Consider the following 13,595-nt stretch of genomic DNA (forward strand, 5'->3'; position numbering starts at 1 on the left):
GCGGGAATAGCTCAGTTGGTAGAGCACGACCTTGCCAAGGTCGGGGTCGCGAGTTCGAGTCTCGTTTCCCGCTCCAAATTCTTACCCCAATAAAAATATCCACAGCGAATAAATACGTTGGGGACGTTTTGTTTCGTCATTGACATACTCTTGTAAACAGACTTATCCACAGGTTCGGGTATTATTCCTGGAGTGCAAAAAACTTAGTCGGGTGAATAGTATCATTTTAACTATTTGAAAATATTGAATTAATTATCATTTCAAATTGTTAATGCGATCACTTGACGATTTTTTCCCTCTTGAATATCAATGTGTTTTTATTTTTATACACAAGCTGTGGATGACTTAAGCGTCACGCGGCAGACCCTTTTCAATGACCCTGACCAAACGTTGTTTCTTCGGTAACTGCACTTCAACTACGCAGGCATTTCGCTTCTCGATTTGCTGAGCAACCGCCCATTCTATGTGTTCGTCGAGAAGTGGGTGCTCACCTCTGCGACTTTCCAGCGCGTGAATAATGGCTTCATCCCATGGGGCATTACCCAGCGCAACGGCGATATTTCGCAGCCAGCGCAGGTGGCCAATACGACGAATAGCAGACCCCTCCGTGACTTTTAAAAACCACGCTTCGCTCCAGCTAAACAGCTCTATTAACTCCGGAGCATGAAGCTGTTTGCGTGGGTTGAAGTCATCCTCTGTCGTCAACTGCGAGTAACGGTTCCACGGGCAAATGAGCTGGCAATCATCGCAGCCGTAAATTCGATTCCCCAACAGGGGACGAAATTCTTCCGGGATCGCGCCTTCCAGTTCGATAGTGAGATAAGAGATACAGCGGCGCGCATCTACCGTGTAGGGTTCAACGATGGCTCCGGTGGGACAGATGGTCATACAGGCGACGCATTTCCCGCATCCTTCTTCTACTGGGTTGTCGACCGGCAGGGGCAAATCGATCAGTAATTCCCCGAGGAAGAAAAATGAACCAGCTTCGCGATTGAGGATAAGTGAGTGCTTACCTGTCCAGCCAAGCCCGGCTTTTTCCGCTAATGGACGCTCAAGAATGGGCGCAGAATCGACAAAAGGTCTAAAATTCAGCGAAACGCAGTGCTGTTGAATCCTCTCTCCCAGTTTTTTTAAGCGGTTACGCAGCAGTTTATGGTAGTCGCGCCCAAGCGCGTAACGGCTGACGTAACCCAGAGAGGGGTTTTTCAACGTGCTGGCAAAGGCCGCATTGGCAGGAAGATAGTTCATACGTACGCTGATGACACGTAACGTACCGGGTAATAATTCGTGAGGTCGGGCGCGCATCATGCCGTGACGGGCCATCCAGTCCATCTCGCCGTGATAGTGTTTATCCAGCCAGGCCTGCAGTTTGGGCTCCGCTTCGCTGAGGTCGGTATCGGCAATACCGACCTGCTGAAAGCCAAGCTCCAGCCCCCACTGCTTAATATTTTGCGCTAACTGATTGAGATCGAGGGGCTCTGACATGACGGACCATACAATGAAGAAAAACCCCGCAAGTATACCACACTCCATTTGGCACGCCGATGACATCAGGCGGATGGAGCGAGAGGCGGCAGACAGTTTAGGACTGACGTTGTACGAGCTGATGCAACGGGCGGGAGAGGCGGCGTTTCAGGTCACCCGCGAGACATATCCAAACGCTCAGCACTGGCTGGTGCTATGTGGTCATGGCAACAACGGTGGTGATGGTTACGTGGTGGCAAGGCTTGCCAAAGCTCAGGGGCTTGATATTACGTTGCTGGCGCAGGAGAGTGATAAAGCGCTCCCTGAGGAAGCACAGCAGGCACGCGACGCCTGGCTTAACGCCGGTGGCGTCATTCATGCTGCGGATATCAATTGGCCAGATCGCGTGGACGTCATTATTGATGCGCTGTCAGGCACGGGCTTAAAACACGCGCCGCGTGAGCCGCTCTCGGCATTGATCGAACGAGCTAATCACCATCCTGCCCCTGTCGTGGCAATAGACATTCCATCCGGCCTGCTGGCGCAGACGGGCGCGGCGCCGGGCGCGGTTATCAATGCGGCGCACACCGTGACCTTTATTGCGTTGAAGCCTGGTCTGCTAACCGGTAAAGCGCGCGATGTCACCGGACGCCTGCATGTTAACGCACTCGGTCTGGACGACTGGCTGGCGGGGCAGAACGCGCCGCTGCAACGGTTTGATGCTCAACAGCTTGTACATTGGTTAACGCCGCGTCGACCCACCTCGCACAAAGGCTCCCACGGTCGGCTGGTGATCATCGGTGGTGACCACGGCACGGCTGGCGCAATACGCATGGCCGGTGAAGCGGCGCTGCGTGCAGGAGCCGGGCTGGTTAAAGTGCTGACCCGTAGTGAAAATATTGCGCCTATTCTGACTGCCAGACCGGAACTGATGGTCGATACGCTGACGCCGCAGACTCTGGAGGAGAGCCTGGCGTGGGCGGATGTTGTGGTGATAGGACCAGGGCTTGGTCAGCAGGAATGGGGTAAAAAAGCGCTGCAAAAGGTAGAGAATTTTCGCAAACCGATGCTCTGGGATGCGGATGCGCTGAACCTGCTGGCAATCAACCCCGATAAACGTCACAATCGCGTGATCACGCCGCATCCTGGTGAAGCCGCGCGACTTCTGGGCTGTTCCATTGCAGAAATTGAAGACGATCGCTTACTTTGTGCACAACGTCTGGTAAAACGGTACGGAGGCGTCGTCGTGCTGAAAGGCGCGGGTACGGTTGTTGCTGCCGAACAGGCCGAATTGGGTATTATTGATACCGGCAATGCTGGAATGGCCAGCGGCGGAATGGGTGATGTGCTTTCCGGTATTATTGGCGCATTGCTCGGACAGAAGCTTACCCCGTATGATGCGGCATGTGCGGGATGTGTCGCGCACGGTGCGGCGGCGGATGTGCTGGCGGCGCGTTTTGGTACGCGCGGCATGCTGGCGACAGATCTCTTTACCACGCTACAGCGTATTGTTAACCCTGATGTGATTGACGTTTATCATGATGAATCGAGTAATTCCACTACCTGATGAGCAGGCGACTTTAGACCTGGGACTGCGGGTAGCCAAAGCCTGTGATGGCGCGACGGTAATTTATTTGTACGGCGACCTGGGGGCGGGTAAAACCACTTTCAGCCGGGGATTCCTGCAGGCGTTAGGTCACAAAGGAAATGTAAAAAGCCCCACCTATACGCTGGTTGAACCCTATTCGCTCGATAATTTGATGGTATATCACTTCGATCTGTACCGACTTGCGGACCCAGAGGAGCTGGAATTTATGGGGATCCGCGATTATTTTGCCAATGACGCCATCTGTCTGGTGGAATGGCCGCAACAAGGTAAAGGTGTACTGCCAGACCCGGACGTCGAAATACACATTGAATATCAGGCGCAAGGTCGAGAGGCGCGCATAAGCGCAGTCTCCTCATCGGGTGATTTATTGCTGGCGCGTTTAGCCGATTAACCTTAAGGGTGGCGGGATGATTTATCGCATCAGAAACTGGCTGATGGCAACACTGGTCCTGCTGTGCGCGCAGGCAGGGGCCGCCAGCCTCTCCGATCTTCAGGTGTCCAATGGCGATCAACAAGCGCGGATTACGCTGAGCTTTATTGGCGATCCTGAATACGCAGTTTCGCAGGACGGGAAACGAACCGTCGCGTTGGATATTAAACAAACCGGTGTGATTCAGGGGTTACCGCTGCTGTTTAGCGGCAATAATCTGGTGAAATCTATCCGTTCCGGCACGCCAAAAGATGCGCAGTCTCTGCGCCTGGTGGTGGATTTAACCGAGAACGGCAAAGCCGAAGCCGTAAAACGCCAGAACGGCGGCAATTATACCGTCGTGTTTACCATCAAAGCTGATGCGCCACCGCCGCCTCCACCACCTCCAGTGGTTGCGAAGCGTGTTGAAGCGCCGGTTATCGCCCCGCGCCCTGCCGAGCCTGCGCGTAATCCGTTTAAAGCGGAAAACGATCGCACCACGATGGTAACCAACAGTAATACCTCCACACGGCCTGCGGCGCGCGCCAGTACAAGTAACGGCGAAAAAGTAGTTATCGCCATTGATGCCGGACACGGCGGGCAGGATCCTGGCGCTATTGGTCCCGGTGGCACACGTGAGAAAAACGTCACGATTGCCGTGGCGCGCAAACTGCGCAGTTTGCTCAATGATGACCCGATGTTTAAAGGCGTACTCACCCGTGATGGCGATTACTTTATCTCGGTGATGGGGCGTTCAGACGTTGCGCGTAAACAAAACGCCAACTTCCTGGTCTCTATACATGCAGATGCCGCACCAAACCGGGATGCCACAGGTGCTTCCGTCTGGGTACTGTCAAACCGTCGGGCAAACAGTGAAATGGCCGGCTGGCTGGAACAGCACGAAAAGCAATCGGAACTGTTGGGTGGGGCGGGCGATGTGCTGGCAAACAGCCAGTCCGATCCTTATCTCAGCCAGGCCGTGTTGGATCTGCAGTTCGGTCATTCGCAACGCGTTGGGTATGATGTAGCGACCAGCATGATCGGCCAGTTAGAACGTATTGGCTCGATGCATAAGCGTCGTCCGGAACACGCCAGCCTTGGGGTATTACGTTCGCCTGATATCCCGTCAGTGCTGGTTGAAACTGGCTTTATCAGTAACAACAGCGAAGAGCGTCTGTTGGCGAGTGATGACTACCAGCAGCAGCTGGCCGAGGCAATTTACAAAGGATTGCGTAACTATTTCCAGGCGCACCCGATGCAAACCGGGCCTCAAGGCACACCGGCGCAAACCGCCAGTGCGGTATCGCCTGGCAACACGTTAACAAATTAAGGATTAGCCATGCCGATTCAGGTTCTACCGCCACAGTTGGCGAACCAGATTGCCGCAGGCGAGGTGGTAGAACGGCCTGCGTCAGTGGTGAAGGAGCTGGTGGAAAACAGTATTGATGCTGGTGCGACGCGCATTGATATTGATATTGAGCGCGGCGGCGCGAAGCTTATCCGTATTCGTGACAACGGCTGCGGGATTAAAAAAGACGAGCTGGCGCTGGCGCTGGCGCGTCATGCCACCAGTAAAATTTCCTCGCTTGACGATCTCGAAGCCATCGTGAGCCTCGGGTTTCGCGGCGAAGCGCTGGCCAGTATCAGCTCCGTTTCTCGTTTAACCCTGACGTCGCGTACGCAAGAACAACCTGAAGCCTGGCAAGCTTATGCCGAAGGGCGCGACATGGATGTGACGGTTAAACCCGCTGCGCATCCGGTGGGAACCACGCTGGAGGTGTTAGATCTGTTCTACAACACTCCGGCGCGGCGCAAGTTTATGCGCACCGAGAAAACTGAATTTAATCATATCGACGAAATAATCCGCCGCATTGCGCTGGCACGTTTTGATGTGACGATTAATTTGTCGCACAACGGCAAAGTGGTGCGTCAGTACCGGGCAGTGGCCGCGGATGGGCAGCAGGAGCGCCGACTGGGCGCGATTTGCGGCACGCCATTTCTGGAACATGCGCTGGCGATTGAATGGCAGCATGGCGATTTAACGCTGCGCGGCTGGGTGGCCGATCCTAACCACACAACGGCGGCGCTGGCGGAAATCCAGTACTGCTATGTGAATGGCCGGATGATGCGCGACCGGTTGATCAACCATGCTATTCGTCAGGCCTGTGAAGATAAGCTGGGAGCCGATCAGCAGCCCGCTTTTGTGTTGTATCTGGAAATCGACCCGCATCAGGTGGATGTTAACGTACATCCCGCCAAACATGAGGTCCGTTTTCATCAATCACGCCTGGTGCATGATTTTATTTACCAGGGCGTGTTGAGCGTCCTGCAACAGCAGCTTGAAACGCCGCTGCCGTTGGCTGATGACGACGAGCCCGCGCCAAGGCACATCCCAGAAAACCGCGTCGCGGCCGGGCGTAACCATTTTGCCGAACCGGCCCCGGCGCGTGAACCTGCGACACCGCGTTACTCAGCATCTGCTGGCGCTGGCAGCAGTGGTGGCCGTCAGACGGGGGCCAGTTGGCCTCATGCCCAGCCTGGATATCAAAAGCAGCAGGGTGAGATTTATCAGCAACTGTTACAGACGCCGGTTCCGCCGCGTAAAACGCCGGTTTCTGAAACGCCATCAGCACCTCTGACCGGCAACAGTCAGGGCTTTGGGCGGGTGCTAACCATTGTCGGTACGGACTGCGCATTACTCGAATGCGATGGTCATATTCGGTTGCTGGCATTGCCGGTGGCGGAACGTTGGCTACGTCAGGCGCAGTTAACGCCGGACCAGGGCGTCGTTTGCGCTCAGCCGTTACTGATCCCTTTACGTCTAAAAGTGACCGCTGATGAAAAAGCGGCGCTGCAAAAAGGGCAGAGCCAACTGGCTGAGTTGGGTATTGAATTTCAACTGGATGCACAGCATGTGACCATCCGGGCGGTGCCTTTACCCTTACGCCAACAAAATTTACAAATCTTGATTCCTGAACTGATAGGCTACCTGGCGCAGCAGTCCGAATTCGAACCGGGCAATATTGCACAGTGGATTGCACGTAATCTGATTAGCGAGCATCCGCAGTGGAGCATGGCTCAGGCGATTACGCTGTTAGCGGATGTTGAGCGGCTTTGCCCACAACTCGTGAAGGCGCCGCCGGGTGGTTTGTTACAACCTGTTGATTTACATTCGGTAATGAATGCCCTGAAACATGAGTGATACCCGTAAGGCGAGCCTGCCAAAGGCGATTTTTTTGATGGGGCCGACGGCCTCCGGTAAAACGGCACTGGCAATTGAATTGCGTAAAATTTTGCCTGTAGAGTTGATAAGCGTTGATTCCGCCCTTATTTACAAGGGGATGGATATCGGTACAGCCAAGCCTGATGCAGATGAATTACAGGCCGCGCCGCACCGGTTGCTGGATATCCGCGATCCGTCCCAGGCGTACTCTGCTGCGGATTTTCGCCGCGATGCGTTAGCCGAGATGGCCGATATCACCGCAGCGGGGCGTATTCCGCTGCTGGTGGGCGGCACAATGTTATATTTCAAAGCCTTGCTTGAAGGGCTGTCGCCGTTACCGTCGGCAGATCCGGAAGTCAGGGCCAGAATTGAGCAGCAGGCGGCAGAGCATGGGTGGGACGCGTTACACCGACAGCTTCAGGAAATAGATCCGGTGGCTGCGGCGCGTATTCATCCAAATGATCCGCAAAGACTTTCCCGGGCACTGGAAGTTTTTTTCATTTCGGGTAAAACTTTAACGGAGCTGACGCAAACGTCAGGAGATGCTTTGCCGTATCAGGTGCATCAGTTTGCTATCGCCCCGGCGAGCCGTGAACTGCTCCATCAGCGAATTGAGCAGCGTTTTCATCAGATGTTGGCTTCAGGTTTTGAAGCAGAAGTCCGGGCGCTATTTGCCCGTGGAGATTTGCATACGGATTTGCCTTCCATTCGTTGTGTAGGGTATCGCCAGATGTGGTCATACATTGAAGGCGAAATTTCATACGATGAAATGGTTTATAGAGGTGTTTGCGCCACGAGGCAGTTGGCGAAGCGACAGGTAACCTGGTTGCGTGGTTGGGAAGGGGTGCACTGGCTTGACAGTGAAAAGCCTGACCAGGCGCGAAACGAAGTATTACAGGTTGTTGGTGCTATCGCGAACTGAATGTGTACAATTGAAACGTATCGTGCGCAATTTTTCAGAATCGAAAGGTTCAAAGTACAAATAAGCATATAAGGAAAAGAGAGAATGGCTAAGGGGCAATCTTTACAAGATCCGTTCCTGAACGCACTGCGTCGGGAACGTGTTCCAGTTTCTATTTATTTGGTGAATGGTATTAAGCTGCAAGGTCAAATCGAGTCTTTTGATCAGTTCGTGATCCTGTTGAAAAACACGGTCAGCCAGATGGTTTATAAGCACGCGATTTCTACTGTTGTCCCGTCTCGCCCGGTTTCTCATCACAGCAATAATGCCACCGGCGGCACTGGCAGCAACTACCATCACGGTAGCAACGCGCAAGGTTCATCTGCGCAACAGGACAGCGAAGAAACCGAATAAGGTTGTTAGCTGTTTTACACACGGGGAGCCAGCGATCCTGCGTTCCCCGTTGATATATATTAAGGGGTTGACGCTTGTTTGACCGTTATGATGCCGGTGAGCAGGCGGTACTGGTACACATCTATTTTTCGCAAGACAAAGATATGGAAGACCTCCAGGAGTTTGAATCTCTGGTTTCTTCCGCCGGTGTCGAAGCAATGCAGGTGATTACCGGGAGCCGTAAAGCACCGCACCCGAAGTATTTTGTTGGTGAAGGTAAGGCAATCGAAATTGCGGAAGCCGTAAAAGCGACTGGCGCTGCGGTGGTGATTTTTGATCATGCTCTAAGCCCCGCCCAGGAACGTAACCTGGAACAGTTGTGCCAGTGTCTTGTTATCGACAGGACAGGTCTTATTTTAGATATTTTTGCCCAGCGTGCGCGCACCCATGAGGGTAAGTTGCAGGTTGAGCTGGCGCAGTTGCGCCATATGGCTACTCGTCTGGTCCGTGGCTGGACCCACCTTGAAAGGCAAAAGGGCGGGATTGGTTTGCGCGGTCCGGGTGAAACCCAGCTCGAAACCGACCGTCGTTTGCTGCGTAATCGCATTTTGCAAATACAGTCGCGCCTGGAAAAAGTTGAAAAGCAACGTGAGCAGGGGCGACAGTCGCGCAAGAAAGCGGATGTCCCAACCGTATCACTGGTGGGATATACCAACGCCGGAAAATCCACCCTGTTCAACCAGATCACCGAAGCCCGGGTTTACGCAGCGGATCAACTGTTTGCGACCCTGGACCCAACGCTGCGCCGTATAGACGTAGCGGACGTCGGTGAAACCGTGCTGGCGGATACCGTAGGGTTTATCCGTCATTTGCCGCACGACCTGGTGGCGGCGTTTAAAGCCACCCTGCAGGAAACGCGTCAGGCGACATTGCTGCTGCATGTTATTGATGCTGCAGATTTTCGTGTGCAGGAAAACATCGAGGCCGTCGACACGGTGCTCGAAGAGATCGATGCGCATGAGATCCCGACTCTGCTGGTGATGAATAAAATCGATATGCTGGATGATTTTGAACCGCGTATCGACAGAGATGAAGAGAATAAACCCATTCGCGTTTGGGTTTCAGCGCAAACGGGAATAGGTATACCACAGCTTTTTCAGGCTTTGACTGAGCGACTTTCCGGTGAGGTGGCGCAGCATACGTTGCGTTTGCCGCCGCAGGAAGGGCGTCTGAGAAGCCGGTTTTACCAACTTCAGGCAATAGAAAGAGAGTGGATGGAGGAGGACGGCAGCGTAGGTCTGCAGGTTCGTATGCCGATCGTAGACTGGCGTCGCCTCTGTAAACAAGAACCGGCACTGGAAGACTATATTGTCTGACCTGACGGATATGGCCTGAAGATTTTTTCGCCTCTATACCTTGTGGGTTTTGTGCAGCATGAAGGTGGCAAGTCCTGAAATCTTCAGGAGCATAGTCAACTATGTGACTGAGATTAAGGGGCGTAGCCAACGCATCGGCAGCGCAAAATACGCAGGTATAGCATCGCATAACAAATATGGAGCACAAAAATGGCGTGGAATCAGCCCGGTAATAACGGACAAGACCGCGACCCGTGGGGAAGCAGCAAACCTGGCGGCAACCCTGAGGGAAATGGAAACAAAGGTGGTCGCGATCAGGGACCTCCCGATCTGGATGATATCTTCCGCAAACTGAGTAAAAAGCTCGGTGGTCTGGGTGGCGGTAAAGGTGCTGGTTCTGGCGGCGGTAGCTCATCGCAAGGCCCGCGTCCGCAATTGGGTGGTCGAGTCTTTACTATCGCAGCGGCAGCTATCGTCATTATCTGGGCGGCCAGCGGTTTCTACACCATTAAAGAAGCGGAACGCGGCGTGGTGACACGCTTCGGTAAATTCAGCCATTTGGTTGAACCGGGTCTGAACTGGAAACCGACCTTTGTCGACGAAGTGACCCCGGTCAACGTGGAAGCCGTGCGTGAACTTGCCGCATCCGGCGTGATGCTGACCTCTGACGAAAACGTCGTACGCGTTGAAATGAACGTGCAGTACCGCGTGACCGATCCGCAGCGTTACCTGTTTAGCGTAACCAGCGCGGATGACAGTCTGCGTCAGGCAACCGACAGCGCCCTGCGTGGGGTTATCGGTAAATACACCATGGACCGTATCCTGACCGAAGGGCGTACCGTTATTCGTAGCGATACCCAGCGTGAACTGGAAGAAACGATCCGTCCGTACAACATGGGTATCACCCTGCTGGACGTCAACTTCCAGGCAGCACGTCCGCCGGAAGAAGTAAAAGCCGCGTTTGACGATGCCATTGCAGCACGTGAAAACGAGCAGCAGTACATCCGTGAAGCAGAAGCGTACACCAACGAAGTTCAGCCACGTGCTAACGGTCAGGCGCAGCGTATTCTGGAAGAAGCGCGTGCTTACAAAACGCGAACCATCCTGGAAGCACAGGGTGAAGTGGCTCGTTTCGCAAAAATTCTGCCGGAATATAAAGCCGCACCGCAAATTACTCGCGAGCGTCTGTATATCGAAACCATGGAAAAAGTGCTGAGCAATACCCGCAAAGTCCTGGTTAACGATAAGGGCAGCAATCTGATGGTTCTGCCGCTGGATCAAATGCTGAAAGGCGGTAGTGCGCCAGCAGCAAAGAGTGACAGCAGTTCAAACCTGCTGCGTCTGCCGCCAGCAACGACGTCCGGCGCTGGAGCAAGCAATACCTCGTCCACCAGTCAGGGCGATATTATGGACCAACGCCGCGCGAACGCGCAGCGTAACGACTACCAGCGTCAGGGGGAATAACGATGCGTAAGTCAGTTATTGCGATTATCATCATCGTTCTGGTAGTTCTGTTCATGTCTGTCTTTGTGGTCAAAGAAGGCGAGCGCGGGATTACTCTGCGCTTTGGTAAAGTTCTGCGTGACGATGAAAACAAGCCGCTGGTTGTTGCACCAGGCCTGCACTTCAAGATTCCGTTTATTGAATCTGTGAAGATGCTGGATGCGCGTATTCAGACCATGGACAACCAGGCCGATCGCTTTGTTACCAAAGAGAAGAAAGACCTGATCGTTGACTCCTACATTAAGTGGCGCATCAGTGACTTTAGCCGTTACTACCTGGCAACGGGCGGTGGCGATGTTTCTCAGGCAGAAGTCCTGCTGAAACGTAAGTTCTCTGACCGTCTGCGTTCTGAAATTGGTCGTCTGGACGTGAAAGACATCGTTACCGATTCCCGCGGTCGTCTGACGCTGGAAGTTCGTGATGCGCTGAACTCCGGTTCTGCTGGCACGGAAGATGAAGTCGCGACACCGGCGGCAGATAGCGCGATTGCCGAAGCGGCTGAGCGTGTTCAGGCTGAAACAAACGGTAAAGTACCTGTCATCAACCCGAACAGTATGGCGGCATTGGGCATCGAAGTGGTTGACGTGCGTATCAAGCAAATCAACCTGCCTGCTGAAGTGTCTGAGGCTATCTACAACCGTATGCGCGCTGAGCGTGAAGCGGTAGCGCGTCGCCATCGTTCACAAGGTCAGGAAGAAGCGGAAAAACTGCGTGCCACGGCGGATTATGAAGTGACTAAAACGCTGGCAGAATCTGAGCGTCAGGGCCGCATCATGCGCGGTGAAGGCGATGCAGAAGCCGCTAAACTGTTTGCCGATGCGTTCAGCCAGGATCCTGACTTCTATGCCTTCATCCGTAGCCTGCGTGCTTACGAGAAGAGCTTTGAAGGCAACCAGGACGTGATGATCATGAGCCCGGACAGCGATTTCTTCCGCTACATGAAGACACCGAGCGCTACGACACGCTAGTAAAGTTCCAGCGGTTTTAAACCAGCAAAACCACCGGCATCCCCAGGGATGCGGTGGTTTTCTTTTTATAAAAGGACGATGGATGAATTCAACAATTTTGCTGGCGCTCGCGCTGGTTTTGGTGCTGGAAGGCCTGGGCCCTATGCTTTATCCCCGCGCGTGGAAGAAAATGATTTCCGCAATGGCGCAACTTCCCGAAAATACTTTGCGTCGTTTTGGTGGAGGTCTTGTGGTTGCGGGCGTTGTGGTCTACTACATGTTGAGGAAAACGATTGGCTGATCAATAAGTAGCCTATTTTGCGGATTTTCGCATGCAAAAAGTGCTGTATATCTGAAAAAGCGGTGGTAGAATCCATTTTTAAGCAAACGGTGATTTTGAAAAATGGGTAACAACGTCGTCGTACTGGGCACCCAATGGGGTGACGAAGGTAAAGGGAAGATCGTCGATCTTCTGACTGAACGGGCTAAATATGTTGTGCGCTACCAGGGTGGTCACAACGCAGGCCATACTCTCGTAATCAACGGTGAAAAAACCGTCCTCCATCTTATTCCATCAGGTATTCTTCGCGAGAATGTCATCAGCATCATCGGTAACGGTGTTGTACTGTCTCCGTCCGCGCTGATGAAAGAAATGAAAGGACTGGAAGATCGTGGCATCCCGGTTCGCGAGCGCCTGCTGTTGTCTGAAGCTTGTCCGCTGATCCTTGATTATCACGTTGCGTTGGATAATGCTCGTGAGAAAGCGCGTGGCGAGAAAGCGATCGGTACTACCGGTCGTGGCATCGGTCCGGCTTATGAAGACAAAGTAGCTCGTCGCGGTCTGCGCGTTGGCGATCTGTTTGATAAAGCAACCTTCGCTGAAAAACTGAAAGAAGTGATGGAATATCACAACTTCCAGCTGGTGAATTTCTATAAAGTTGAAGCAGTTGACTACCAGAAAGTGCTGGATGATGTGATGGCGATTGCCGACATCCTGACCTCTATGGTTGTTGATGTTTCCGATCTGCTGGACCAGGCGCGTAAGCGTGGCGATTTCGTCATGTTCGAAGGCGCACAGGGTACCCTGCTGGATATCGACCACGGTACCTATCCGTACGTAACGTCTTCCAACACCACCGCAGGTGGCGTGGCGACCGGCTCCGGCCTGGGTCCACGTTATGTGGATTACGTTCTGGGTATCATCAAAGCTTACTCTACACGTGTAGGCGCGGGTCCGTTCCCGACTGAGCTGTTTGATGACGTTGGCGAGTTCCTGTGCAAACAAGGTAACGAGTATGGCGCGACCACCGGTCGTCGTCGTCGCACCGGTTGGCTGGACTCCGTTGCGGTACGCCGTGCAGTACAGATTAACTCCCTGTCTGGCTTCTGCCTGACCAAACTGGACGTACTGGACGGTTTGAAAGAGGTGAAAATCTGTGTCGCTTATCGTATGCCGGATGGCCGTGAAGTAACGACTACCCCGCTGGCTGCAGACGACTGGAAAGGTATCGAGCCGATCTACGAAACCATGCCGGGCTGGTCTGAATCCACCTTCGGTGTGAAGGAACGTAGCGGTCTGCCGCAGGCAGCACTGAACTACATCAAGCGTATTGAAGAACTGACCGGTGTGCCGATTGATATTATCTCAACTGGCCCAGACCGTACTGAGACCATGATCCTGCGCGACCCGTTCGACGCATAATTCTGGTTATAGCGTGGCGTCGAATGGCGCTGCGCTTGCACTATCTTAGGCCGGATGAGGCGCTTTGCATCATAATCCGGCTTAAAATC

General features: G+C 53.6%; 12 protein-coding genes and 1 tRNA gene. 12 read left to right on the forward strand and 1 reads right to left on the reverse strand.

From position 1 onward, the window contains the following. Positions 1-76 (forward strand) — tRNA-Gly (locus OGV52_RS17970). Between the two features lie 269 nt (positions 77-345). Here the strand turns inward: OGV52_RS17970 and queG are convergent. Next, positions 346-1,485: a tRNA epoxyqueuosine(34) reductase QueG gene (gene queG, locus OGV52_RS17975; RefSeq protein ID WP_137380230.1), complete on the reverse strand. Its 1,140-nt coding sequence runs from the start codon at positions 1,483-1,485 to the stop codon at positions 346-348. Between queG and nnr the strand changes: the two genes are divergently transcribed. The 11 genes from nnr to purA all read left to right on the forward strand — a co-directional run bounded on the left by nnr (position 1,484) and on the right by purA (position 13,506). Next, entirely contained in the window at positions 1,484-3,031 is a 1,548-nt protein-coding gene (gene nnr / locus OGV52_RS17980) for a bifunctional ADP-dependent NAD(P)H-hydrate dehydratase/NAD(P)H-hydrate epimerase (RefSeq protein ID WP_181546768.1), read from the forward strand. The two genes, queG and nnr, sit on opposite strands and share 2 nt — an antisense overlap. Then, positions 3,003-3,464: a tRNA (adenosine(37)-N6)-threonylcarbamoyltransferase complex ATPase subunit type 1 TsaE gene (gene tsaE, locus OGV52_RS17985; RefSeq protein WP_016151410.1), complete on the forward strand. Its 462-nt coding sequence runs from the start codon at positions 3,003-3,005 to the stop codon at positions 3,462-3,464. Before nnr ends, tsaE begins: the two co-directional genes overlap by 29 nt. A 16-nt stretch (positions 3,465-3,480) precedes the next feature. Then, on the forward strand, positions 3,481-4,812 hold the full coding sequence (gene amiB, locus OGV52_RS17990) for an N-acetylmuramoyl-L-alanine amidase AmiB (protein WP_019078199.1): 1,332 nt from the start codon (positions 3,481-3,483) through the stop codon (positions 4,810-4,812). A 9-nt stretch (positions 4,813-4,821) separates the two neighbouring features. Next, entirely contained in the window at positions 4,822-6,684 is a 1,863-nt protein-coding gene (gene mutL, locus OGV52_RS17995) for a DNA mismatch repair endonuclease MutL (RefSeq protein WP_049041783.1), read from the forward strand. Further along, positions 6,677-7,627 (forward strand): tRNA (adenosine(37)-N6)-dimethylallyltransferase MiaA, encoded by a 951-nt coding sequence (miaA, locus tag OGV52_RS18000; RefSeq protein WP_287108898.1) that lies wholly within the window; start codon positions 6,677-6,679, stop codon positions 7,625-7,627. The genes mutL and miaA overlap by 8 nt, the downstream gene beginning before the upstream one ends. An 84-nt stretch (positions 7,628-7,711) precedes the next feature. Next, positions 7,712-8,020 (forward strand): RNA chaperone Hfq, encoded by a 309-nt coding sequence (gene hfq, locus OGV52_RS18005; protein WP_003025584.1) that lies wholly within the window; start codon positions 7,712-7,714, stop codon positions 8,018-8,020. A gap of 74 nt (positions 8,021-8,094) precedes the next feature. Next, positions 8,095-9,375: a ribosome rescue GTPase HflX gene (gene hflX / locus OGV52_RS18010; RefSeq protein WP_016151415.1), complete on the forward strand. Its 1,281-nt coding sequence runs from the start codon at positions 8,095-8,097 to the stop codon at positions 9,373-9,375. Positions 9,376-9,564: 189 nt separating this feature from the next. Next, positions 9,565-10,818: an FtsH protease activity modulator HflK gene (gene hflK, locus OGV52_RS18015; RefSeq protein ID WP_200080260.1), complete on the forward strand. Its 1,254-nt coding sequence runs from the start codon at positions 9,565-9,567 to the stop codon at positions 10,816-10,818. A 2-nt stretch (positions 10,819-10,820) separates the two neighbouring features. After that, on the forward strand, positions 10,821-11,825 hold the full coding sequence (gene hflC, locus OGV52_RS18020) for a protease modulator HflC (RefSeq protein WP_049282118.1): 1,005 nt from the start codon (positions 10,821-10,823) through the stop codon (positions 11,823-11,825). Positions 11,826-11,907: 82 nt separating this feature from the next. Beyond that, positions 11,908-12,105 (forward strand): DUF2065 domain-containing protein, encoded by a 198-nt coding sequence (locus OGV52_RS18025; protein ID WP_019078201.1) that lies wholly within the window; start codon positions 11,908-11,910, stop codon positions 12,103-12,105. 102 nt (positions 12,106-12,207) lie between these two features. Then, on the forward strand, positions 12,208-13,506 hold the full coding sequence (gene purA / locus OGV52_RS18030) for an adenylosuccinate synthase (RefSeq protein WP_003025606.1): 1,299 nt from the start codon (positions 12,208-12,210) through the stop codon (positions 13,504-13,506). Positions 13,507-13,595 lie beyond the last annotated feature (89 nt).

Origin of the sequence: Citrobacter sp. Cb041 (genome assembly GCF_030336655.1) — a bacterium.
Classification (GTDB): Bacteria; Pseudomonadota; Gammaproteobacteria; order Enterobacterales; family Enterobacteriaceae; genus Citrobacter; species Citrobacter braakii.

What these genes read in the sequence shown, in the direction of transcription:
- OGV52_RS18025 (WP_019078201.1), top strand. Translation starts at nt 11,908, where the DNA reads ATGAATTCAACAATTTTGCTGGCGCTCGCGCTGGTTTTGGTGCTGGAA.
- queG (WP_137380230.1), bottom strand. Translation starts at nt 1,485, where the DNA reads ATGTCAGAGCCCCTCGATCTCAATCAGTTAGCGCAAAATATTAAGCAG.
- amiB (WP_019078199.1), top strand. Translation starts at nt 3,481, where the DNA reads ATGATTTATCGCATCAGAAACTGGCTGATGGCAACACTGGTCCTGCTG.
- mutL (WP_049041783.1), top strand. Translation starts at nt 4,822, where the DNA reads ATGCCGATTCAGGTTCTACCGCCACAGTTGGCGAACCAGATTGCCGCA.
- tsaE (WP_016151410.1), top strand. Translation starts at nt 3,003, where the DNA reads ATGATGAATCGAGTAATTCCACTACCTGATGAGCAGGCGACTTTAGAC.
- hflC (WP_049282118.1), top strand. Translation starts at nt 10,821, where the DNA reads ATGCGTAAGTCAGTTATTGCGATTATCATCATCGTTCTGGTAGTTCTG.
- hflK (WP_200080260.1), top strand. Translation starts at nt 9,565, where the DNA reads ATGGCGTGGAATCAGCCCGGTAATAACGGACAAGACCGCGACCCGTGG.
- hfq (WP_003025584.1), top strand. Translation starts at nt 7,712, where the DNA reads ATGGCTAAGGGGCAATCTTTACAAGATCCGTTCCTGAACGCACTGCGT.
- miaA (WP_287108898.1), top strand. Translation starts at nt 6,677, where the DNA reads ATGAGTGATACCCGTAAGGCGAGCCTGCCAAAGGCGATTTTTTTGATG.
- purA (WP_003025606.1), top strand. Translation starts at nt 12,208, where the DNA reads ATGGGTAACAACGTCGTCGTACTGGGCACCCAATGGGGTGACGAAGGT.
- nnr (WP_181546768.1), top strand. Translation starts at nt 1,484, where the DNA reads ATGACGGACCATACAATGAAGAAAAACCCCGCAAGTATACCACACTCC.